Here is a 23,154-nt window from a genome sequence, read left to right as displayed (position 1 = left end):
GTGGGAAAGGTGGTGGAGTTGCTGATACATCCAGGAGGTTGGCTTAGAAGCAGCCATCCTTTAAAGAAAGCGTAATAGCTCACTGGCCTAGCGATTCTGCGCCGAAAATGTAACGGGGCTAAGCATTGTACCGAAGCTTTGGGTTCACACTATGTGTGAGCGGTAGGCGAGCGTTCTCAGATGGGATGAAGGTGAACCGGAAGGTTAGCTGGACTAATGAGAAGTGATTATGCTGGCATGAGTAACGATAAAATAAGTGAGAAACTTATTCGCCGTAAACCTAAGGTTTCCTGGGTAAAGTTAATCTTCCCAGGGTAAGTCGGCCCCTAAGGCGAGGCAGAAATGCGTAGCTGATGGGAAACAGGTTAATATTCCTGTACCTGTATACGTGTGCGATGGAGGGACGCAGGAGGATAGGTGATCCGGGTGTTGGATATCCCGGTGCAAGCGTGTAGGCTTGAGGAGCAGGCAAATCCGCTCTTCTTTACGGCCGAGACGTGATGCCGTGTCTTTAAACGACTGAAGTCATTGATTCCATGCTGCCAAGAAAAGCTTCTAAGTTTAGCGTATGCAGACCGTACCGCAAACCAACACAGGTAGGTGGGTCGAGCAGACCAAGGCGCTTGAGAGAACTCTGGTTAAGGAACTCGGCAAAATGACCCCGTAAGTTCGCGAGAAGGGGTACTCGGATGTGTGATCTTATTTACTTTGTGAGCACACCTGAGGCGCAGTGAATCGGGGGGGGCGACTGTTTACTAAAAACATAGGTCTCTGCTAAGTCGTAAGACGATGTATAGGGACTGACGCCTGCCCGGTGCTGGAAGGTTAAGAGGTGGGGTTAGTCTTCGGACGAAGCTCTAAATCGAAGCCCCAGTAAACGGCGGCCGTAACTATAACGGTCCTAAGGTAGCGAAATTCCTTGTCGGGTAAGTTCCGACCTGCACGAATGGCGTAACGATCTCCCCACTGTCTCAACCAGAGACTCAGTGAAATTGAATTCCCAGTGAAAATGCTGGGTACCCGCGGAAGGACGGAAAGACCCTGTGCACCTTTACTGCAGCTTGACATTGGTATTTGATTATTCATGTGTAGGATAGGTGGGAGACTTTGAAGCGGCCACGCCAGTGGTCGTGGAGTCACCCTTGAAATACCACCCTTGGATACTTAGATATCTAATCCAATACCGTTATCCGGTTTGGAGACAGTGTCTGGTGGGTAGTTTGACTGGGGCGGTCGCCTCCCAAATAGTAACGGAGGCTTGCAAAGGTTCCCTCAGGCTGATTGGAAACCAGCCGTTGAGTGCAAAGGCATAAGGGAGCTTGACTGTGAGAGAGACATCTCGAGCAGGAACGAAAGTTGGTCTTAGTGATCCGGTGGTTCCGAATGGAAGGGCCATCGCTCATAGGATAAAAGGTACGCCGGGGATAACAGGCTGATCGCGTCCAAGAGTTCACATCGACGACGCGGTTTGGCACCTCGATGTCGGCTCATCACATCCTGGGGCTGAAGCAGGTCCCAAGGGTACGGCTGTTCGCCGTTTAAAGTGGTACGCGAGCTGGGTTTAAAACGTCGTGAGACAGTTTGGTCCCTATCCTCCGTGGGCGTAGGAGAATTGAAGAGGGTCTGCCCCTAGTACGAGAGGACCGGGGTGGACGAACCTATGGTGTTTCTGTTGTCGTGCCAACGGCATTGCAGAGTAGCTATGTTCGGTAAGGATAACCGCTGAAAGCATCTAAGCGGGAAGCCCGCCTCAAGATAAGTTCTCCCTGGACGAATGTCCCTGAAGATCCCTCGAAGACCACGAGGTTGATAGGCCGGAGGTGTAAGCAGTGTGAGCTGTTCAGCTGACCGGTACTAATAGATCGTGCGGCTTATTTTACAATTAATGGAATTCTCTCTTCACCCTATTGACTATATATCTCGAACCTTATGGTTCACCAAATTTTCTTGGTGCCCAAGGAGGAGGGGGTACACCCGGTCCCATTCCGAACCCGGTAGTTAAGCCCTCCATCGCCGATGATACTGCATGGTAGCGTGTGGGAAAGTAGGTCGGCGCCAAGGAATATTTCAAAGGCCCTTCAGTCTAACTGAAGGGCCTTTTTGCGTTTGGTGTTCGGCCGCCGCACCTCGGCCATCACCCCCTCACTGCTTGTCCGTCGCCACCTCCTCTGGACGCTCGTACTTGGTGAGAATGGCCTCCGCCACCTTCTTCAACTTCGCCACGGTCTGGTCCGTGAACATCCCCACTATCGCCGCCACAGCCGCATAGAAGATGATGCTCGCACCATCCTCGCTGTCTGACGACGTAGCCTGACCAAGACCGGCCCGGAGCACCAGGTAGAAGATGATGGCTAAAGGGGAGCTACTCGTTCGTTTTTGAGCGGATTGTTGGAAGCGGAAGCAGAGCTTACTGTTCCATTTGGTGACTTAGGAGAGGATGGTGATTGGTAAAATGTAAGAGGAACAACTATCATTGTTTCAGGCAGGGCGATGTGTAATCCTCAGTTTGTCGATAATTTCGGGAGGACAGAGTGCGAGAATTAAAGATTGCTCCTAAGGTCATCCCCATTCGCAATAAGGAGATGACCAAGCAAAAACTGGTACAGGCAGTTGGCCAAGTCATGGCCAATGTTGGCTTTCAACAGTTGGGTGTTAATCAGGTGGCACGTGAAGCTGGTGTCGATAAGAAATTGATTTATCGATATTTCGGTGGATTGGAGGAACTGGTCGCTACGTATGGTCGTACGCTTGATTTTTGGCCAAGTGCTGAAGAGTTAATCGGAACGGACAGAGACTTGATTCGTTCTATGCCTCCCAGTGAGCTGGTATCCTTGTTTTTTAAACGCTATCTGCAAGCAATTTTGGCTAGGCCAAACACTTTGGAAATATTGGCTTGGGAGGCTCTTGAACGCAATGCTCTCACCAAGGCATTGGAAGAAGTTCGTGTAAAGACTGCTCTGGAGTTCTTTGAATTGATGAATGATGACCCACCAGAAAACGTCGACTTAACTGCCTTAGTACTGATCATGGCAGGGGCGATGAATTTTCTTGCGATAAGATCTCGAATTCATCCTACGTTAGGGGGGATTGACCTTCAGTCCGAATCTGGATGGGATCGGATCGAAAAGACCATCGACAAGCTCATGCAAGCTATTTTGGATAAGAGATTCGCAAAGGGGGATTAGGAGTCCCAGGTCCGCTTCGTTGCGTGGCGTTTGTAAAGCAGGAGCCCGGCGTCTTCACCGGGCTCCTTTCAGTATCATTATTTTTTTCCGCGTTTTGTCCAGAGTTTCATCTCTTTCATTTTTTTGCGGCGTTCCCGCTGCAGGGATTTGCACACGAGAGGAAGCTTTTTTTTGTATCCGAATTTTTCACGGTATTCGTCAGCGGTCAGTCCGTGGCTGGCAAGGTGTTTCTTGGTAAGTATTTTGAAAGACTTTCCGCAGACGCAACAGAGAATGGATTTTTCGCGAATGGCTTTGCTCGGATCAACGGCGGTTTCGTCGTCAATTTCTACTGATCCTCCTTCCGAAATGGTTTTTATGCCTTCGGACAAGGCTTGAACCATGGATGTGATTTCTTCTTCCGTCATGGTACGGACACCGGCTTGAGCTTTGACGATCTCAAGGGCTTCTTTCAGATAATCTTCCATACACTATACTCCATTACTATGGTTATTAGAATTGATTTGGCTAACATGCAATTAACTACAGAAGCATGCCTGTTACTACACAAAAAAACAAACATGCATTGTGCCTGGATGAAAGCAAGAATATACCGCCAAGTAGTACATAGCATATGGGGATCGGTTGTTGTCAATGCATTTTGAGAACAGACAAGTGCTGCAGGATTGTCCTGACAACAGCGGCTGAGGCTGGAGACGGAAAATCTTGCGTATAACCATATGGTGAAGTATGAAGTCACATGATGTGTGGGACTGATGAAAGACTCAAAGCAATGGAGTGAGAAATGAGTGCAGAGAATGGGAAAGTGCATAAGTTGGAAGCCGTTAAGGTAGAAACGGAAAATGCTGAACCGGTAGAAACTGTCGTTCCTTCAGCCAGTACCGACGAAGCCCAGCGCGACATGAGCAAGGTCGCCATGATTGTTTCCCTGCTGGCTGTGTTGCTGCTTGTCATTTTCTTTTTCGGTATGAATCGTAATATAGCCGGATTGACCGAAGAAGTTAAATCTCTTGGCGTACTTCGTGAAGATGTTGCAAGCCTTGATCAGCGAATGGTGAAAATGCAGGAAGATGTTCCTGTGCAGATGAAGCGTTTGATCGCTCACGATATCGTTAACGAAATGACCATGAAGGCCGTTTATCTTTCTGACGTGCTCCAGGATGAGGCGATGCGCGCCAAAATGCAGGAAGTGCTCGCCGGTTTGAAAGATATTCGAGATGGATTGGAAAAGTAGTTTTTTCCACGATTGATTTCTTAAGGCGTGACGACAACTGTCGTCACGCCTTTTTTGTGTGTAATTCCCACTAGTCGATCGGCATTTGGTGGTGTGGATCAACACCATTTTCATACTTCTTCTCGAAACGCGCCAAGTGAGGGAAACTGATTATCCCTTTTGGGGTGGAGGATTTTCTTCATATCCTTTTTTTCATGTATGTGGGGCTATCCTGGTCGTGATGTTGATTGTTGATCATTCTTGGTCAAAAAGATGTTGACACAAGTGAAGATATTGTTTTATGAACAATCTAAAGAACAGTGATCAACAAGAGTTTGGCGCTATGAGCAAAAAGTACATCAGCTTGAGAGAAGTGGGCCGACAGTTGGACATTCCCCCGTCAACGGTGGTCTACTATAAGGATAAATTCCATAAATACATACCTTCTGTCGGTGGCGGCGGAAGGCGTCGTCGCTACCCGTCGGAAGTGTTGGAGATATTCAGGAGGATTCGCGAAATGTTTAACAACAATTGGTCAACTGAACAAATCGAAAATGAATTGGCATTGAAATTCAGCTTGTTAATGACTGATCAACAGACTGATCAACAAATTGATCAATCAGTACCCTTTGATCCCTCTGAAAGCTTAGCCAGGGAGATTGGGGGGGTGCTCGGCAAGATGTCCGATGTGCTGGAAAATCAGAGTCTGTTTCGTAGCGAGATTCGTTCACTGCGTGATGAAGTCGCGGAGCTTCGCAGGGAACGGCGAGAAGCCGAGAAACTTCACGCGAAGCGTCTGGGCGAGTTGGAAAAGGAAATTGGCGAATTGCGGAGCAAGGTGAAAAGTGCTGCTGCTGATCGTAATATAGACTTTCCTCCTGCCGAATTCTTGTCCAGTCCGTTGGTGATTCGTTCCGAAGGGGAGTATCTCGGAGTCCAGGGGAAGGGGCGCAAGCATTTTTCTCTCAAGGACTTCGTTCAGCTTATTGAAAGAAAGATGTCCGATTCTATGCTTGTGGAAACGTCTTGGAAGCGACAGGGCGAGCACTGGGTGCTGGTGCTGAAAACCGAGGACCTCGAAAGTGGGCGGGAGCAGGACATTGTTCTGGTGGCGAAGCGGACCGTTACGCCGAGTCGAAATACCGTTAGCGAAATTATTCGTTTGAACGTGGACGGCAACGACGCTCCCGATGCCTTGCTGTTGACCCTGTTCCGGCAACTCAAAGCAGTTTTCAATGGATGAGTCTCTTTTTTTGCTCCGGTCTTTTCTAGAAAAAATCTTGATTCTTTGTCTTGTTTCAATTATATAGGCACTGCTAATTGTACCTCGATAGGATGTTTTGCTGGGATGGAGGAGACGGTATGCCCCAGGTCGCTGCTAGGATTACGACGGATCAGGAAAAGTGGCTCAAGGAATATTTCAAGACTAAGAGCGCCGGAGCCGAGTTTATTCTGCCTTGGGCCGTAGACGTTTTTTTTAAGTCCATCCGAAATGTGTCCAGTGACTTTTCCGTTGCCGAACTCAAGACCATTCTGGAGTCCCACAAGGACGTCAAGCTCCTTCCCAACCAATCGAAGCAGGCCTATCTTATGCTGCGAGTTGAGGAGGCGTGCGAGGAACACAGCGTTCACATTCAGCACGGTGCATCCAAGTCCAACCTCGAAGTGAAGTTGCGACGGCTTTCCGACCTCCAGGCTACGGCGCTTATGATCTGGGCTACGGCGTACTGGGTTTCCAAGACGTGGAACGGCGTGTCCGTGGATGATTACGTCAAGCTTTCTTGCGGGTAGAGCTGGATTCAAACGGTTTTTTGCTCCCTTGTCTCAAGGGTCTTGTTGCGATTGTCGGTTTCAGGTGATAACGCCTGCCGGTAGTCGTTTTTTTGTTTAAGGAGAGTATCCTTGGAAAAACTTCCCTGCATCCTGACCATTGCCGGCTCCGACTCGGGGGGGGGGGCTGGCATCCAGGCAGACATCAAGGCTATTTCCATGCTCGGAGGATACGCCGCCAGTGTGATAACCGCACTTACTGCGCAAAACACGGCGGCAGTCACGGGTATTCACGCCCCGTCTCCCAAGTTTGTTGCCTTGCAACTGCGTACGGTCATCGAAGATATACGTGTCGATGCGGCCAAAACCGGGATGCTTTTTTCCGAGCCGATCATCAAGGCTATCGCGCCCATTCTGAGCCGAAAGACCTTTCCCCTGGTTGTCGATCCGGTTTGTGTTGCCACTTCGGGAAGCAGGCTCCTGAAGGAAGATGCTGTAGAGGCCATGAAGCAACTGATTTTCCCTCACGCCGACCTGCTCACTCCGAATTTGCCCGAGGCCGAACTGTTCACCGGTCTCAGGATCAATGACCGCGAAGACGTATTCAAAGCTGCAGACCTGCTGTTGGACATGGGGCCGGATGCGGTGTTGATTAAGGGGGGGCATTCGGATTCGCTGGCAATTACCGATTGGTATGTAGCCAAGGGGGCCGAGCCCATTCCTTTTATGCAGCGTCGAGTGGACACCTCCGCCACCCACGGCACGGGGTGCACGCTTTCCTCTGCCATTGCCACCGGGTTGGGGCAGGGTATGGAAGTCGGAGCCGCCATCAAACGGGCGCAAGCGTATCTTAATCTTGGACTACGGGCGGGGTATCCGCTTGGCGAGGGAGGAGGACCTCCCAATCACCTGGCTCCGTGGCTCAAGGCGGAGGCTAGGGCCGGTGTCTTGCGCGATATAGATCACCTTGGTCGCGTGCTCATGGCGGAGCCTGATGCCGGTAGGCTTTTGCCGCGTGTCCGGTCCAACGTGGCCATAGCACTGCCGTTTGCGGACGGCTCCTCCGAAGTGGCCGGCTTTACCGGCGGCCTGATTGCCGGGTTTAAGGGGAGGCTCATGGCGGTTGGTTATCCCGAATTTGGAGCTTCAGTGTATACGGCCGCATCCCTGCTGGCAGCACGTCGATTGTGCCCCGAGGCTTCCTGTGCCATGACCTTGGCTTTTACGCCTCCCATGGAAAGGGCATTGGAGGCGGTCGGGGTTGAGTGCTCGTTCATAGACCGAACCCGGAAGCCTGATTATATCGGTAATCTGGGCGGTGAATTCGAGGAATGGGGCGTGTTTGAAGCTCTCAAGGATCACGCGCGACCGGAATCTGTTCGTGCCGTGATAGATCCCGGCGGAACCGGATGCGAGCCCTTGGTTCGGGTTTTGGGCGAAAACGCCGAAGATCTCCGGAGCAGGGTGGAGCGGATATTTAAAAGCCTGCGAGAAATCGTCTGATCCGAGACAGGGCGGGCGGATTCCCGGTCGGAATGGACCCTGAAGGTTGACATATCTGCTGTACCTTGCTTAATAAGCACGTTCTTTTGCGGATGTCGAAATGGGGGAACGCATTGTAAGGAGTGCCTTTCACCCGTCGATGCTCCAATAAAGACAATGAGTTCAGGCGGGCGTGGCGGAATTGGTAAACGCGCCAGATTTAGGATCTGGTACCTCACGGTTTGGGGGTTCGAGTCCCTCCGCCCGCACCAGAAGCGCAATACTACGCACCGCAGGGTGTTCAGGAGGATATGTCGTCATGGAATACAATGTTGAAGAAATTTCCCCGGTAAAACGGAAAATCGTGGTGGAGGTCCCGGCCGAAGAGGTCAACGCCGCCATCACCACCACTATCGCTCTGTATCGGATGCAGGCCGATGTCAAAGGTTTCCGCAAGGGCAAGGTGCCTTCCAGCGTGGTGGAATCCAAGTATCACAAGCAGGTTTACGGTGAAGCCACCACCGATCTGATTAACTATCAGATCAATGAAATTATGAGCGGCTTGTCCATCCAGCCCATGTCCCGCATCGACGTGGACGCCAAGGAACTGGAGCGCGACACCGACTTTTCCTACTCCATTGAGTTCGAAGTCGCACCTAAGCTTGATCTGCCCGAGTACAAGGGGCTCAAGGTTGAAGAGGTCAAGGCCGTGATTTTCCCTGAGGAGATCGCCGAGGTCGAATCCCGCATCCTTGAAAATAACGCTGAGGTCAAGGTTATCGAAGATGTCCGTCCGCCCAAGGACGGAGAAGTTGTCTCCATTTCCTTTGCTGCATATGAGAACGGCGAGATTCTTGACGGAATCAAGGCCGACAACTTCGACATGGTGCTCGGCCAGGGCCAGGCTCTTCCCGAGTTTGAAGACCTGATCAAGACCCTTACCACCGGCGAAAGTGGCGAGGCCGACGTTACGTTCCCCGCCGACTTCATCAACGGCGGTCTGGCCGGCAAGGTCGTGACCATGAAGTGCAAGCTGCATGCGGTCAAGGAACGCGTCGTTCCCGAAATGAGCGATGCTGTGGCCCAGAAGGCCGGTTTCGGCGATGTTGCGACCATGCGTTCCGGCATTGAGGAGTCCTACAAGAATCAGCGCAAGCAGATGAACAAATCCGCTGCCCAGACCCAGTTGCTTTCCCAAGTCATCGGCTCCATTGAGGACTTTCCTCTGCCGCCGTCTCTCGTCGAGGATCGCATCGATCGTCTGATCCAGGATCTCGAATACAAGCTGGACCGCCAGGGCAAGGGCCTGCAGTCTTTGGGCAAGACTCCTCAGCAGATGCGTGACGAGTTCAAGGCCGAGGCCGAAACCACGGTTAAATCCGAGATCTTCCTGATGGCCGTGGCCGCAGAGGAAGGGCTGGACATCTCTCCCGAAGAAATCGAGGCCACCCTGAGCCAGCTCGCCGTCCAGAGCGGTCAGCCGCTGCATGAACTGAAGAAATACTATGAGGACAACAACCTCATCGTGTCGCTCAAGGACCGTCTGCTGTGCGACAAGGCTTCCGAGTTGATTTACGACGCCGCCGAGATCGTCGAGGTCGAGCCGCCGTCCGCCGGGGCCGCGACCGAGGCTGAAGCCGGCGAAGCGCCTGCCAAGGCCGCCGAAGGCGAGGGCATCCAGTTCGAGACCAAGGCCGAGGCCGTGGAGTGGGCAGTGACCAATCTTGGCATCAAGGAAACCACCGCCAAGGGATACTCCCTGGCCAAGCTCCAGGAACGGGCCGACAAGTTCCTGGCCGAGCAGTAGCCCCGGAATACCAAGTTAGAACAGCGGCGGTCCGGAAGCTTCCGGACCGCCGTTTTTTTGTTGTCGCCCCCTTGACCCCGGTCCTCGGATAGCTATGTAATCCCTGGTATGGCGGGAAGTTTATCCTTGTCCTCGGGGGGGAAATGCCGCATACTGCATTAATTAAGATATAAGGCCAAGCCGGACCGGAAAAAGGCTGCCCGAAAGGGCGCTCCTAAGGTTTGTGCTCCTGACTGCCGATAAACTTCAAAAGCGTTTCAAGGAGACATTCATGGTCGCCATTCCGATGGTCATTGAAACTACGGGCCGCACCGAGCGTGCCTACGACATCTACTCCCGCCTCCTCAAAGACCGGATCATCCTGCTGGGCAGCGCCATCGACGACAACGTGGCCAGCCTTATCTGCGCGCAATTGCTTTTTCTGGAGTCCGAGGACCCGGAAAAGGAAATATACATGTACATCAACTCGCCCGGCGGCGTGATCACGTCCGGCATGGCCATTTACGACACCATGCAGTACATTTCCGCGCCGGTTGCAACACTCTGCCTGGGGCAGGCCGCCTCCATGGCGTCAGTGCTTCTGGCTGCGGGCGAGAAAGGCATGCGCTATGCCTTGCCGCATAGCCGCATCATGATTCACCAGCCCATGGGCGGTGCTCAGGGTCAGGCCACGGACATCTCGATCCAGGCCAAGGAAATCCTGCGCATGCGAGACGAACTCAACGGCATCCTGGCCGATCACACGGGCCAGGATCTCGACAAGATCCGCGACGACACCGAACGGGATTACTTCATGTCCTCCAAGGAAGCACAGGAGTATGGCCTCATCGACAGGGTGATGGCTTCCCGCGCGGATGTCATCGATCTGGATGAAAAGAAGAAAGGTAAGTAATTATGGCAGGTACAGACAACAACACCTCTGAACTGTGTTGCTCGTTCTGCGGCAAGACCCAGGTGGACGTGCAGCGTCTCATCGCCGGGCCCGACGTGTACATCTGTGACGAATGCGTTGCCCTGTGCAACGACATTATGGCTCAGGAGACCATCAGCGAGGAATTCGAAGACGGCCGCCTGTTGCCCCCTCAGGAGATCAAGGCGCTGCTTGACGAATACGTCATCGGCCAGGAACAGGCGAAGAAGATCCTGTCCGTGGCAGTGCACAATCACTACAAGCGCGTCTTTTACGCCGCGGCCCAGTCCGGTCCAGACGAGGTGGAGATCGACAAGTCCAACATCCTGCTCATCGGCCCCACCGGGTCGGGCAAGACCCTGTTGGCCCAGACCCTGGCGCGCGTGCTCAAGGTGCCGTTCGCCATCGCCGACGCCACCACCCTGACCGAGGCCGGTTATGTGGGCGAGGACGTGGAGAACATCCTGGTCCAGTTGCTCCAGAACGCGGACTACGATATTGATGCCGCCTCCCGGGGCATCATCTACATCGACGAGATCGATAAGGTGGCGCGTAAGGGCGACTCTCCGTCCATTACCCGCGACGTGTCGGGTGAGGGCGTCCAGCAGGCCCTGCTCAAGATCATTGAGGGCACCGAGGCCAACATCCCGCCCAAGGGAGGACGCAAGCATCCGCAGCAGGAGTTCATCCGCATGGATACATCGAACATCCTGTTCATTCTGGGTGGCGCGTTCATCGGCCTGGACAAGATCGTGGCGCAGCGCAAGTCCGGCTCCGGCCTGGGATTTGGCGCCAAGGTCGAGGCCAAGAAGGAAATGAGCCTGGGTGATTCCTTTGCCCTTGCCGAGCCCATGGACCTGATCAAGTTCGGCCTCATTCCCGAATTCATCGGCCGCATCCCGGTGCAGACCGCCCTGGAGGAGTTGACCGAGGAAGACCTGGTCCGCATTCTTCAGGAGCCCAAGAACGCATTGGTCAAGCAGTACAAGAAGCTCTTCGATCTGGACAAGGTGGAGCTGCGTTTCACCGAGAACGCGCTGACCGCCATCGCCCGCGAAGCCATCAAGCGCAAGACGGGTGCTCGCGGACTGCGCAATGTCCTTGAGAAGACCATGCTCGAGATCATGTACAAGCTCCCGTCGCTGTCCGGCGTGCGGGAATGCGTCATCAACCAGGCCGTTGTTGAAAATGGTCTTGAGCCTCTTCTGCTGTACCACCAGGAAGTAAAGTCGGCTTAATCGGTGGGGGACGATTGACTTTCCCCCGGGCAGTCTTACTTCAGGATATCGACGGCAATCGCCCACCTGCATCACGGTGTGAAGGTGGGTGTCGCCATATATTTGTAACCATTGGAGGAAGATATGCCGACTTTTGGTTTTGACGGCAAGAAATCCCCTGAGACCATGACTCTCCCGATGATGTCCCTTCGGGAAGTTGTCATGTTCCCCCGGTCCATCGTGCCCCTGTTCGTGGGACGCGAGGCCTCCATTAAAGCCATTGAGACCGCTGTTGCGGACTATGGCAAGCAGATATTCCTGGTCACTCAGAAATCGCCCGAAAAGGAGCATCCCGAAGCGGACGACCTGTTTGAAATGGGTACCGTGGCCAAGATTCTCCAGATGCTCCGCCTTCCAGACGGCACCATCAAGGTGCTCTTCGAGGGCGTGTCCCGCGCCTACTGGGACCCCGAGGAGTCTCGCCTTGTCTACGACGAGGGAGAAGACGCCGAGTACCCCCAGGCCGTGGTGTCCGTGGTGGAGGAAGCCTCCGGGACGTCCGCCGAGGGTGAGGCCCTAGTACGTGCCGTGCATGAATCCCTTGAGGAGTTCGGCAAGGTCAACAAGAAGGTAGCCCCCGAGGCGATCCTCGCCATGTCCACACTCAAGGACGCGGGCGCGTTGGCAGACCAGGTCATGCCGCATCTGAAGATCGATTTCTCCCGCAAGCAGATGATCCTTGAGGAGCTTGATCCCAACAGGCGTCTTGAGCGCGTTTATGAACTGCTGCTCGGGGAAATCGAGATTGTCTCCATCGAGAAGCGCGTCAAGGGGCGCGTCAAGGATCAGATGGAGAAAAATCAGCGCGAATATTATCTTAACGAACAGGTCAAGGCCATCAACAAGGAAATGGGGCGCGAAGACGACCCCCAGGCCGAGGCGCAGGAGCTGGAGGAACAGCTCAACGCCAAGCCCATGTCCGATGAGAATCGCGAGCGGGTGCGCAAGGAACTGAAGAAGCTGCGGACCATGCAGCCTTCCAGCGCTGAGTACACCGTTGTTCGCAACTATATCGACTGGATTCTGGATCTTCCCTGGGACAATCTCAAGGACGACCGGGATGTGGACATCAAGAGCGCCCGGACCATCTTGGACGAGGACCATTTCGGACTGGAGAAGCCCAAGGAGCGCATTCTCGAATACCTGGCCGTACAGACTCTGGTCGAAACCATGAAGGGCCCGATCCTCTGTTTCGTCGGCCCTCCCGGCGTGGGCAAGACCTCCATCGCCAAGTCCATCGCCCGGTCCATGGACCGCGAGTTCATCAGGCTCTCCCTGGGCGGCGTGCGTGACGAGGCCGAGATTCGTGGTCACCGGCGCACCTATGTGGGCGCCATGCCCGGCAAGATCATTCAGTCCCTGAAGCGGGTGGAGTTCAACAACCCGGTCATCTGCCTGGATGAAGTGGACAAGATGTCCGCCGATTTCCGCGGAGACCCGTCTGCCGCGCTGTTGGAAGTGCTGGATCCGGAACAGAATTACGCATTCAACGACCATTATTTGGACCTGGATTACGATTTGTCCAAGGTCTTCTTCATCACAACGGCCAACCAGCTTGAGGGCATTCCGTTGCCGTTGCAGGATCGCATGGAGATCATTCGTCTGCCCGGCTACCTGGAAAACGAGAAGGTCGAGATCGCCAAGGACTTCCTGCTGCCCAAGCAGATCGAGGCCCACGGCCTGAAGCCGGATAATATCAAGTTCTCCGAGAACGCCATCCTCGATATCGTGCGTTACTATACCCGCGAGGCGGGTGTGCGTAACCTCGAACGCGAGGTGGCTTCCATCTGCCGTAAGTCCGCCATGAAGATCGTGGAGGACAACGACAGGGAGAAGGTCGTGCACATCACCAAGCAGTCGCTGGAGAAGATGCTCGGCGTCCAGAAGTTCTCCTACGGGGAGCGCGAAGCGGATTCCCTTGTGGGCGTCTGCAACGGCCTGGCCTGGACGCAGCTCGGCGGCGAGATGCTGATGGTGGAGGTCGCGCTCATGCCCGGCAAGGGCAAGGTGGAGATCACCGGCAAGCTGGGCGAGGTCATGCAGGAATCGGCGCGCGCCGCTCTTTCCTACATCCGGTCCCGTTCGGACCAGCTCGGCCTCAAGCCTGACTTCAACACCAAGGTGGACATCCACATTCACGTTCCGGACGGCGCCACGCCCAAGGATGGCCCCAGCGCGGGCATCACCCTGACCACGGCGCTCATCTCCGCGTTGTTGAACATCCCGGTACGCCATGACCTGGCCATGACCGGCGAGATCACCCTGCGTGGACGCGTCCTGCCCATCGGCGGGCTGCGTGAGAAGTTGTTGGCCGCCCATCGCGGACTGATCAAGACCGTGCTCATCCCGGCGGAGAACGAGAAGAACCTCAAGGATGTGCCCAAGGACATCCTCAAGGATCTCGAAGTGATTCCCGTCAAGACCATGGACGAGGTCATCGAGCGAGCCCTCGACAACGACAGCGAGAGCGTGCTCATAAACCAACATGGTGTGCCGCCTCTTGCTACCGAGCTGCTTAAGGACGCGCAACGCAATTCCGCGCATCAATAGTGACGATTATGACCGAAAAGAGGGCCGGACAGTTTTGCTGTCCGGCCTTTTTCTATGGTAGGAGGGGACATGAGCGAGATTAGCGAGAAGATACTGGATACGTTGGTGGAGGCGGCGAGGCAGGCGTCATTCAACGCCTATGCGCCGTACAGCGGCTTTTCCGTGGGAGCGGCCTTGCTGACCGAGGGCGGCGATATCTACGTGGGTTGCAATGTGGAGAATGCCTCCTTCGGCCTGACCAACTGTGCGGAGCGTTCGGCCCTGTTTTCTGCCGTAGCCGACGGGTGCGGCAGGGGGGACTTCGTGGCGTTGCTTATCTACACCCCCGGAGGTACGCCGCATCCCCCTTGCGGGGCGTGTCGGCAGGTGTTGAGTGAGTTCTTCATGCCTGAGGATATTGTCTATTCTGCCTGCGAGGCGGGTAGGACCGTCTCTTGGACCATGGACGACCTATTGCCGGATGCCTTTATCCTGCCGGACGAGGAAGAGTAGCATGCTGCCACAGGAGGTTATTCGTCGGAAACGAGACGGCCACTCTTTGCGTCGGGAGGATCTTGACAGTTTCATCAAAGGTGTGACCGACAGTTCCATCACTGAAGGCCAGGTGGCCGCGTTTGCCATGGCCGTTTTTTTTAGGGGTATGAGCCCGGAGGAGACCGCCTGGCTCACTGCGGCCATGGCTGCCTCTGGCGAACGGCTTTCTTGGGATCTGGACGGCCCGGTGCTGGACAAGCATTCCACGGGTGGCGTCGGTGATCTTGTCAGCCTGGTGCTCGGTCCCATGGTCGCGGCCTGCGGCGGCTACGTGCCCATGATTTCCGGCCGAGGTTTGGGGCACACGGGCGGCACCCTGGACAAGCTTGAATCCATTCCAGGTTATGAGGCCATGCCTGGCAATGATCGGTTCCGGCGCACCGTGCGCGAGGCCGGAGTGGCCATCATCGGTCAGACCGGCTCCCTGGCCCCTGCGGATGGGCGTATCTACGCCATCCGCGACGTCACGGCCACGGTGGAGTCCATTCCGCTGATAACGGCATCCATCCTGTCCAAGAAGCTGGCGGCCGGACTTGAGGGGCTGGTCATGGACGTGAAGACCGGCAACGGCGCGTTCATGTCAGAATATGAGCGTTCGGTGGCTCTGGCCGGATCCCTTGTGTCCGTTGCGGGAGAGGCCGGCCTGCCCACCTCGGCATTGGTCACGGACATGAGCGAGCCCCTGGCCCCGTGCGCGGGCAACGCGTTGGAGGTGGCCGAGGCGGTCCGTTTTCTAACCGGAGTAAGGCGCGACCCGAGGCTTGCGCAGGTGGTCATGGCCTTGTGCGCAGAAATGCTGCTCCTGGGCGGCCTCGCGGCCGAGCGCGGCGAGGCTGAGGCGATGCTGCATCGTGTTCTGGACAGCGGGCTGGCAGCGGAACATTTTGGGCGTATGGTTGCCGGGCTTGGAGGCCCCACGGATTTTATTGAGCGCTGGGAGGCGTATCTCCCGGCTGCGCCCCGACAGGTGGCGGTGGCCGCTCCGGCGAGCGGGTATGTGGCTGGCTGGGAAACGCGTAGGCTTGGTCTGGCAGTGGTCTGCCAGGGCGGGGGTAGGATTCGGGCGGACCAACATGTGGATCATTCCGTTGGGCTGTCGGATATCGTCCGCGTGGGTACTTTTGTGAAGAAGGGCGACCCGCTGGCGGTGTTGCACGGCGAAGGTGAGGACGTGGGCGAGGCTGTGCGAGCAATGGTGCTGGAGGCGGTTACTCTCCGCCCCGAGGTCCCGGAGGCGAGAGATGTGATATTCGATTGGCAGGGCGAGGGCGCATGACCGAGTGATCAACCGCAACAAGGGAGAGAGGGATGGCGGAATTAACGCGCAGGGATCGGGCCATGGGTGCGATCGTCGGGTTGTACGTAGGCGATGCCCTGGGGCTGGGGCCGCATTGGTATTATGATCTTGTGCAGTTGCGGGCTGATTTCGGGGAGTGGATTTCGGACTATGCACCGCCCAAGCCGGGGCGCTATCACGACGGCTGCCAGGCGGGCGACGTGTCCCAGACCGGACAGGTTTCCCAACTGCTTCTGGCCTCGTTGGCCGATACGGACGAGTACGACGAATCGGATTTCACCGGTCGGCTTGATAATTTTCTGGATTCTCTGGACGGTACGCCCAATGGCGGCCGTTATACGGATATCGCCATGCGCGAGGTCTGGACAGCCCAGCACGAAGGCGCGGACTGGAGCGGGGCGGCGAGCATGGCGGACACCGGGGAGGCGGCAATCCGCGCAGTGATGTTGGCCGCGCGTTACGCGGACAAACCGCGCGACTTGGCGCAGCATGCCCTGAGCAATATACGCCTTACTCATGGAGAACCGTTCATCCAGGCCCAGTCATTGGCTTTTGCGCTTGCCGTCTGTCGTCTCATTCGCGGCAAGACATTGGCCGATTCGGGAAAATCCCTGATGGGCTGGGCGCAGCATGATGTCGACCGGGCGCTGATTGACGTATTCCTGCAACCTGGGTTGGTTCACGCAGCTGCGATCAATCCATCCATCATCGTGGAGCCGCCTCACGCCATTGCACAGATTTACGGTCTGGCCTGTCAGCTCGGCTTTCTGCTTCCGGCGGCCTACTGGCTTGCTTCACGGTATGAAAATGATTTTGAAACCGCTGTGCTGACCGCCGTCAACGGTGGCGGCAACAACATGGCCCGCGCCTGCATGACAGGTGCCTTGAGCGGGGCTCTGGTGGGGCTTGCGGGTATTCCCGAACGGTTTGTCGATGGATTGCGTGACAGGGATGAGATTCTCGCCAACGCGGAAAAAGTGGCGTCCCGGCTGAGCTAGATGGCGATGTCCGACAGTTTCTCGAAGCTGGCGAGGGAACTGCTCAGGTTGGTCATGAAGGCGTTTTTGCGCAGCAATTGCATGCCCGGATTGGTCGATTGACCCGTTTTAATCTCCCTTTTGTGGGCGGCCTCCTTGGGATCGATGCCGTTGGCCATCCGTTCGGCGTCTTTTTCCTCTTCGTTCTCATCCTTTCCTGTTTTGGGCAATTTGCGGGTCATGGAAGAGAGGCTGGAGCGCATCTTGACTCCCGTAATTTCTGCAAGCTCTTTTTCAACGTCCCGGATGCGCGTTTTCTGTTCGTCGGTGGGTTGGCCGTCTGCCATGACAAGCAGCTGCGAAAGCAGGTTTTGGAGGTAAACCACGCGGTTTTCCTCTTCGGGTGTGAGTTCCTTTTGGAACGATAGGGTAGCGGATTCCCGTTGCTTTTCCTCTTCGGTTTTTTCCGGCTCCATGGTCAATGTATCGAAACCGATGGATTTGGTCAGCCCGCGTGCGGGCCTGGCTATGGAGGTCGTCGGAAGTGAGGAATCTATGGCGAGGGTCATGTTCTTGCTCCTGTGGGAAAGAATTGCCACAGAGAAAAGACAGCAAGAATCGGGCCTTGGCAGGATGTGCCGGAAAAACCAAGGCCCTCGTCAAACGAGGGCCTTGGTTTTTGTTCGGTTAGTCCATTTTCGAGGTGACGTTGTGCTTGATCCAGCTTGCGTCCCACCATTCGATTGGTTGGACTGGAATGCCCGCCACAGTGACGCCGTAGTGGAGGTGATCACCTCCGGCAAGGCCCGTGAAGCCCGTATGGGCGATGATGTCACCCTTGGACACGGTGTCTCCCGTCTTGACGTCGATGGAGCTCAGGTGCGCATACAGGGTCTGGAGTCCCAGGCCGTGGTCCAGCACCACGACGTTGCCGTAGATGCCGAGGAAATCCGCATATACCACGGTGCCGTTGTTGCCCGCAGGGACCGGCGCGTGCCGGATGGAGGCGAGGTCGAGGCCTAGGTGGGTCTGTTGATCCACCTTTTTCCCGTTGTACATGTAGTCCCTGGCATCGGCGAACCTGGCGCGGTTGGCCGCGTTTGGCAGCCTTCGGAATATACCGGACCAGAGCATGGTCGGGCTGGTCTGGTGGCTGAATTCAACCAGCTTGGCGCGGTTTTCCTTGCGCAGGGTGTTGTTGATGTAGAGGTAGCGGTCGAGGAGGGTGCCCTTGTCCGGGACCAGGCCCTGAAATTCCGGGATAGTCCGCTCCATGAAGGAGTCGGACAGGTTGATGCGGTCCTTGCGGAAGGCTTTCGCGTTGGTGTGGTAGTTGAAAGGCCGCTTGGATTCATTGCCCGCCTTGTCCGAGGCCACGATGAACGGTTTGAAGTCTTTGACCGGGGTATCCCAGGGGTGGGCGAACAGGCAGTAGTAGCGGAAGGTGCCGTTGCCGGATTGCTGAAGGTGGCCGGGGAAGAATCGCTCGCCCACACTGACTCCGGTGTGGTCAACCTCTTCGGACAGGGAGTAGACCAGGAAGCCTGCACCGCCCTGATTCAGGTTGTTGGTGTGGGTCTCGACGAAGATGCGCGGCGGGGTGCCGTCGTAGGCGAAACTCTTCTGCGCAGAGGACTTGCCCGCCGTGCCGAAGGGGTAGAGCGAGGTGTCTTTGGCCGAGGCCGTGACGGTGAACGCTCCTTCCTTTACCATGCCGTCGGCCAGGCTGATTTCTTCTTCTACCTGTACGGTGCCAGCGGGATATTCCTTCTGGATCAGCGGGATGGACTTACCGTTTTGTTCGGCTACGACGCTGAGGGATTTCAGGCCGCTGCCGGGATCGCTTACGCTGACCGTTATCTTGCCGCCCTTGCCTATATCCGTGGCATCCGGTCCAATGGCGATGGCCGGGGGCGTGGTGTCCTTGAAAAGAAGGAATGCCGCCGCTCCCAATGCCAGGAGAATTATTGTCGTCGTCAGGATGAAGGGAAAGACCGATTTGCTGTCCTTTTTCATGTATCCACTGCTCTCTTTGCTCATGAAGGTTCGTCAATCTAAAAGTCCAGACTATTTCTATACTCATCCCGTGCCCGAGACAAGGGATGAAGGTCGAAAATAGGGATAATTACCAGAACACCTTGTTCTGCAAAGAAAAAGACGCACTGGATAGTGCGTCTTGGTAGTGTGTTCGAAGAGTCGCTACTATTTTCCTTCATCCAGGGCGTCCATCAGTCGGATGGTCAGGCGCAGGAAGTCGGCCTCAGTCACTATGCCGACCAGCACCTTGTCTTCAACTACAGGAAGGCAGCCGTATTTATGATTGAGCAGCAGCAGGGCGGCTTCCTTGACCTGTGTCTCGCCCGTAACCGTTTTGACGTCCGTACGCATGATCTCCCTTATGGGGATGCCCGCGTCGATTTCCTTCTGGGTTTCGGGGTCGACCTCGGCCAGTTTTGAGATGGTGGCGGAGAGGAGGTCCCGGTGGGTGAGCAATCCCGTGAAGGTGTCGCCCTCGGCAACGATGGGGATGTGGCGGATGCGTTGCAGTGCCATGAGCGTCCGCGCGTTGAGCAGGGAATCGGTCTCCCTGAGTGAAAATACCGGATAGGTCATGAGGTCTTTGACTTTGAGCATACGATCCCTCCGATTTTGGTGCATTTTAAGTTTTCCCGAAAGGTTGTGTGCTGTCAAGAAAGGGTGGGAAATAATCACGCCGGACGGGGTGCCGGTTGACTTTGGCTTCGGAAAATGGTCAGCATGCCCAGGAAATTTTAAGTCAACCTCCAGGGGTTGCGTCAAGGAGTATGCATGGTTGATCCGGTCAGGTCCAGAGAGCGCATGGTGCGAGAACAGATCGAGGCGCGAGGCGTTTCCGACAGGGCGGTGCTGAACGCCATGCGGAAGATTCCGCGTCACGAGTTCGTGGAGGAAGCGCTGGCCTACAAGGCATACTCCGATAGTCCGTTGCCCATCGGGGAAGGGCAGACCATCTCCCAGCCATACATCGTGGCACACATGTCGGAGAAGCTCGAGGTTGAACCCGGCATGAAGGTGCTGGAAATCGGCACAGGGTCGGGATACCAGGCTGCCGTGCTGGCGGAGCTGGGCGCGGAAGTCTACACCGTGGAGCGCATCAAGAAACTGTTTTTCGCCGCGCGCAAGCGGTTCATGGACATGCGCATGTTTTCCGTCAAGCTCAAGCTGGACGACGGCACCATGGGCTGGCCGGACGAGGCCCCGTTCGACAGGATCATCGTCACCGCGGGAGGGCCGGAGGTGCCTGAACCTTTGGTGGACCAGCTTGCGGACGGAGGGCGTATGCTCATCCCTGTAGGCGCTTCCAAGCGTTTTCAGGAGTTGGTGCTGATTGAAAAGCAGGGCGGCGAGGTCATCAGGACCAACCTCGGGGCTGTTGCTTTTGTCGACCTTGTCGGCAGCCACGGATGGTAGAAAGGGACGCCATGAGCCGGAACAAGACCACATGGACGGAAGCCTTCATGGCTTCTCCCGGGCCCAGGGATCTCAAGGGTGCCGCGCTGCTTTGCGTCAAGGGGTTTTGCATGGGGGGCGCGGACATCATCCCCGGCGTTTCCGGCGGGACCATCGCCTTTATTACTGGCATATACGGGCAACTGGTCGATGCCATCCGTTCCTTTGACATGACTTTCGCCCGCAGGCTGTTTTCATTTGATCTGACCGGGGCGCTGGCCGAGGCGCATCTGCGTTTCCTCGTCTGCCTGCTGCTGGGCATTCTGACCGCTGTGGTCTCTATGGCCAGGGTCATGCATTACCTGCTCAACAACCATCCTGTGGAAATCTGGTCGTTGTTTTTCGGGCTCATCCTCGCTTCCATTTACGTGGTGGGGCGTGAGATCAAGCCCTTCAATGCGGTTAATGGCATGTGTATCGTTCTTGGCGCGCTGTTCAGCTATTGGCTTGTGGGCATAATTCCGGTGACCACGCCGGAGAATACCGGCTTCATCTTTCTGTGCGGAGCCATCGCCATCTGCGCCATGATCCTGCCGGGCATCAGCGGGGCGTTTCTCCTGCTCATGCTCGGCAAGTACGAGTATATTACCGGCACACTCAAGGCGCCGTTCGCCGACGGCAACCTGCTCATTCTCGGCACCTTCGTGGCCGGGGCCGCAGTGGGCATCGTTGTCTTTTCCCGTCTCCTGCATTACCTTCTGCATCGGTGGCATGCGGCCACGGTGGCCGTACTCACCGGATTCATGGCCGGAGCCCTTCGAAAGGTCTGGCCCTGGAAAGAGGTCCTGGAGTCCGTTGTCATCCGGGGAAAGTTGCACGTGCTTCGGGAGCAGAACATCCTGCCTCACATGGATGCGAATTTACTTGTGGCTGCGAGCCTGGTCTTGGCCGGGGCCGCTGCCGTGTTGTTGCTGGACCGGGTGTCCAGGAAGAGTTGATTATAGTGACGGTCCTTTGAGGGACGAAGAACATAAAGTGAGAATGCGATGAGTAATTGCAGTTCCGGCTCCTGCGGGAGCAGCGGCAAGGGCGACCAGAAGAGTGCCCGCATGCAGATTCAGGACGAAATGATCAAGTCCACCCTGGAGAAGATCAAGTACAAGTTGTTCATCATGTCCGGCAAGGGCGGGGTGGGGAAGAGCTCTGTTTCGGTCAACGTGGCGGCGGCCCTGGCCGCCAAGGGATTCAAAGTCGGCATCCTCGACGTGGATATTCACGGTCCCAGTGTGCCGACGCTTCTGGGACTTTCCGGCCAGTTGGACATGGACCGTGGCTCTCTGGTCATCCCCAAGAAGTACAACGAGAATCTCCACGTAGTCTCCATGGAGTCCCTGCTCAAGGACCCGGACCAGGCAGTGCTGTGGCGCGGTCCCATGAAGACTTCGGCCATCCGGCAGTTTATCTCGGATACCCAGTGGGGCGAGCTTGACTTTCTGGTTATCGATTCTCCGCCCGGCACCGGCGACGAACCCATGACTGTGCTCAAGACCGTGCCCGAGGCTCTGGCCGTGGTCGTGACCACGCCTCAGGAGGTCTCCCTCTCCGACGTGCGCAAGTCCATCAACTTCCTTCAATACGCCAAGGCCAACGTGCTTGGTGTGGTGGAGAACATGTCCGGTCTTGTCTGCCCGCATTGCCACGAGTCCATCGACCTGTTCAAGAAGGGCGGCGGCAAGGATCTGGCCGAGAAGTATGGCCTGGAGTTCCTCGGCGAAATCCCATTGGATCCGGCCACTGTTGTGGCTGGCGACCTGGGCAAGCCTGTGGTACTGCTGGAGGAGGAATCGTTCGCCAAGAAGGCTTTCACCGAACTTGCGGACACCATCGCCGATGCCGCCGCCAAGAGCCTGGAAGCGGCGTCCACCACCCATGCCTAGGCTGTGACATGAAAAAAGAAGTATTCAATCTGCCCAATACACTAACCATGATGAGGGTCCTTGCGGCCCCCATCGTGGTCTTCCTGCTCTATCTGGAGATGTGGTTCCAATTCCGGCTCGGCTCCTACGCGGCCTTCGGCATCTATTTCCTGGCCTGTATCACGGATTTCTTTGACGGCCGTATCGCCCGGCAGCAGAACCTGATTACAAACCTGGGCAAGTTCTTGGATCCTCTGGCCGACAAGCTGCTCATCAGTTCTGTTTTCATCATGCTTGTCCGGCTCGGTCCTGAGTGGCGCGTTCCCGCATGGATCGTGATAATTATTGTATGCCGAGAGCTGGCTGTTACCGGCATGCGCGCCGTTGCGGCGGAGATGGGCGAAGTGGTGGCTGCCGACAAGCTCGGCAAGGCCAAGACCCTGGCTCAGAGTCTGGCCGGCGGATTTCTCATTTTCCACTATCCCATCCTGGGCTTCGATCCCAAGCCCGTGGGGCAGGGCCTGTTGTGGCTTGCCCTGGCCCTGACGGTGATTTCCGGCGGGAATTACCTGTACGATTTCTACAAGAAGTGGATCGTCACGACTGATTGAGCCTGGCGCTCACCATTTGTCGGATCGGAGCCGGGCTCAAGACTCCTTGAGACCCGGTTGTTTCGGCATGTCCAGCTTTTTTCTCGATTTTTTATAGACTTGTTGTAGCCGTCTCCTGGATGGTGGGCTGCAACAATTTGGTATTATTGAGCAAATTCAGTGGTGACAAGGGGTTTTATAAGTGTTACGTTGAAGG

The 23,154-nt window shown here is 55.9% G+C and carries 20 protein-coding genes, 1 tRNA gene and 2 rRNA genes (1 of these 23 running past the window's edge); 19 read left to right on the top strand and 4 right to left on the bottom strand.

All coding sequences use genetic code 11. The annotated features are described in order from the left end of the window. The 3 genes from GM415_RS15120 to GM415_RS15110 all read left to right on the top strand — a co-directional run. Positions 1-1,879, top strand: a 23S ribosomal RNA gene (locus GM415_RS15120); it begins 1,059 nt to the left of the window's first position. A gap of 67 nt (positions 1,880-1,946) precedes the next feature. Further along, positions 1,947-2,061, top strand: a 5S ribosomal RNA gene (rrf, locus tag GM415_RS15115). A gap of 470 nt (positions 2,062-2,531) precedes the next feature. Next, positions 2,532-3,185: a TetR/AcrR family transcriptional regulator gene (locus tag GM415_RS15110; RefSeq protein ID WP_158949632.1), complete on the top strand. Its 654-nt coding sequence runs from the start codon at positions 2,532-2,534 to the stop codon at positions 3,183-3,185. 77 nt (positions 3,186-3,262) lie between these two features. Here GM415_RS15110 and GM415_RS15105 read toward each other — a convergent pair whose 3' ends face one another. Continuing rightward, positions 3,263-3,652 carry a Ros/MucR family transcriptional regulator gene (locus tag GM415_RS15105; protein ID WP_158949630.1) on the bottom strand — a complete coding sequence of 130 codons (390 nt, stop codon included), beginning with the start codon at positions 3,650-3,652 and terminating at the stop codon, positions 3,263-3,265. A gap of 317 nt (positions 3,653-3,969) precedes the next feature. Between GM415_RS15105 and GM415_RS15100 the strand changes: the two genes are divergently transcribed. The 12 genes from GM415_RS15100 to GM415_RS15045 all read left to right on the top strand — a co-directional run bounded on the left by GM415_RS15100 (position 3,970) and on the right by GM415_RS15045 (position 17,023). After that, the gene (locus tag GM415_RS15100) at positions 3,970-4,419 is read left to right on the top strand and encodes a hypothetical protein (RefSeq protein ID WP_158949628.1); all 450 of its coding nucleotides are present in this window, start codon (positions 3,970-3,972) and stop codon (positions 4,417-4,419) included. Positions 4,420-4,699: 280 nt separating this feature from the next. After that, a complete protein-coding gene (locus GM415_RS15095) occupies positions 4,700-5,641 on the top strand; it encodes a MerR family transcriptional regulator (protein ID WP_242012269.1) in 942 nt (313 codons plus the stop codon). Positions 5,642-5,760: 119 nt separating this feature from the next. Continuing rightward, positions 5,761-6,189, top strand: coding sequence for a hypothetical protein (locus GM415_RS15090; RefSeq protein ID WP_158949626.1), 429 nt, complete (start codon positions 5,761-5,763; stop codon positions 6,187-6,189). A 111-nt stretch (positions 6,190-6,300) separates the two neighbouring features. Then, complete coding sequence (thiD, locus tag GM415_RS15085; RefSeq protein WP_158949624.1) at positions 6,301-7,671, top strand: bifunctional hydroxymethylpyrimidine kinase/phosphomethylpyrimidine kinase; 1,371 nt, start codon at positions 6,301-6,303, stop codon at positions 7,669-7,671. Between the two features lie 166 nt (positions 7,672-7,837). Then, positions 7,838-7,922 (top strand) — tRNA-Leu (locus GM415_RS15080). A gap of 47 nt (positions 7,923-7,969) precedes the next feature. Then, entirely contained in the window at positions 7,970-9,457 is a 1,488-nt protein-coding gene (tig, locus tag GM415_RS15075; protein WP_158949622.1) for a trigger factor, read from the top strand. A gap of 271 nt (positions 9,458-9,728) precedes the next feature. Beyond that, positions 9,729-10,349: an ATP-dependent Clp endopeptidase proteolytic subunit ClpP gene (clpP, locus tag GM415_RS15070; RefSeq protein WP_158949620.1), complete on the top strand. Its 621-nt coding sequence runs from the start codon at positions 9,729-9,731 to the stop codon at positions 10,347-10,349. Positions 10,350-10,351: 2 nt separating this feature from the next. Beyond that, the gene (gene clpX, locus GM415_RS15065; protein WP_158949618.1) at positions 10,352-11,605 is read left to right on the top strand and encodes an ATP-dependent Clp protease ATP-binding subunit ClpX; all 1,254 of its coding nucleotides are present in this window, start codon (positions 10,352-10,354) and stop codon (positions 11,603-11,605) included. A gap of 123 nt (positions 11,606-11,728) precedes the next feature. Then, the gene (lon, locus tag GM415_RS15060) at positions 11,729-14,194 is read left to right on the top strand and encodes an endopeptidase La (protein ID WP_158949616.1); all 2,466 of its coding nucleotides are present in this window, start codon (positions 11,729-11,731) and stop codon (positions 14,192-14,194) included. 69 nt (positions 14,195-14,263) lie between these two features. Further along, positions 14,264-14,686, top strand: coding sequence for a cytidine deaminase (locus GM415_RS15055; protein WP_158949614.1), 423 nt, complete (start codon positions 14,264-14,266; stop codon positions 14,684-14,686). Position 14,687: 1 nt separating this feature from the next. After that, a complete protein-coding gene (gene deoA / locus GM415_RS15050; RefSeq protein WP_158949612.1) occupies positions 14,688-16,004 on the top strand; it encodes a thymidine phosphorylase in 1,317 nt (438 codons plus the stop codon). Between the two features lie 32 nt (positions 16,005-16,036). Further along, positions 16,037-17,023, top strand: a complete 987-nt coding sequence (locus tag GM415_RS15045) for an ADP-ribosylglycohydrolase family protein (RefSeq protein WP_158949610.1) — start codon at positions 16,037-16,039, stop codon at positions 17,021-17,023. Here GM415_RS15045 and GM415_RS15040 read toward each other — a convergent pair. From GM415_RS15040 to GM415_RS15030, 3 genes are all read right to left on the bottom strand, one after another. Next, entirely contained in the window at positions 17,020-17,571 is a 552-nt protein-coding gene (locus tag GM415_RS15040) for a hypothetical protein (RefSeq protein WP_158949608.1), read from the bottom strand. The genes GM415_RS15045 and GM415_RS15040 overlap by 4 nt on opposite strands. A 118-nt stretch (positions 17,572-17,689) precedes the next feature. Further along, positions 17,690-19,018, bottom strand: a complete 1,329-nt coding sequence (locus tag GM415_RS15035) for a M23 family metallopeptidase (RefSeq protein ID WP_158949606.1) — start codon at positions 19,016-19,018, stop codon at positions 17,690-17,692. 186 nt (positions 19,019-19,204) lie between these two features. After that, positions 19,205-19,636: a CBS domain-containing protein gene (locus GM415_RS15030; protein ID WP_158949604.1), complete on the bottom strand. Its 432-nt coding sequence runs from the start codon at positions 19,634-19,636 to the stop codon at positions 19,205-19,207. A 174-nt stretch (positions 19,637-19,810) separates the two neighbouring features. Between GM415_RS15030 and GM415_RS15025 the strand changes: the two genes are divergently transcribed. The 4 genes from GM415_RS15025 to pgsA are packed head-to-tail and all read left to right on the top strand — an operon-like array spanning position 19,811 to position 22,958. After that, positions 19,811-20,452, top strand: coding sequence for a protein-L-isoaspartate(D-aspartate) O-methyltransferase (locus GM415_RS15025; protein WP_158949602.1), 642 nt, complete (start codon positions 19,811-19,813; stop codon positions 20,450-20,452). Between the two features lie 47 nt (positions 20,453-20,499). After that, positions 20,500-21,429 carry a DUF368 domain-containing protein gene (locus GM415_RS15020; RefSeq protein ID WP_242012268.1) on the top strand — a complete coding sequence of 310 codons (930 nt, stop codon included), beginning with the start codon at positions 20,500-20,502 and terminating at the stop codon, positions 21,427-21,429. Between the two features lie 48 nt (positions 21,430-21,477). Next, positions 21,478-22,368: an Mrp/NBP35 family ATP-binding protein gene (locus GM415_RS15015; RefSeq protein WP_158949598.1), complete on the top strand. Its 891-nt coding sequence runs from the start codon at positions 21,478-21,480 to the stop codon at positions 22,366-22,368. Between the two features lie 8 nt (positions 22,369-22,376). Further along, positions 22,377-22,958: a CDP-diacylglycerol--glycerol-3-phosphate 3-phosphatidyltransferase gene (pgsA, locus tag GM415_RS15010; protein WP_158949596.1), complete on the top strand. Its 582-nt coding sequence runs from the start codon at positions 22,377-22,379 to the stop codon at positions 22,956-22,958. Positions 22,959-23,154: the final 196 nt, after the last annotated feature.

The sequence above is a fragment of the Pseudodesulfovibrio cashew genome (genome assembly GCF_009762795.1).
GTDB classification, from domain to species: Bacteria; Desulfobacterota; Desulfovibrionia; order Desulfovibrionales; family Desulfovibrionaceae; genus Pseudodesulfovibrio; species Pseudodesulfovibrio cashew.
The sequence above is the reverse complement of the archived record's forward strand: the minus strand, read 5'-3'. Positions and strand labels throughout refer to the sequence as shown.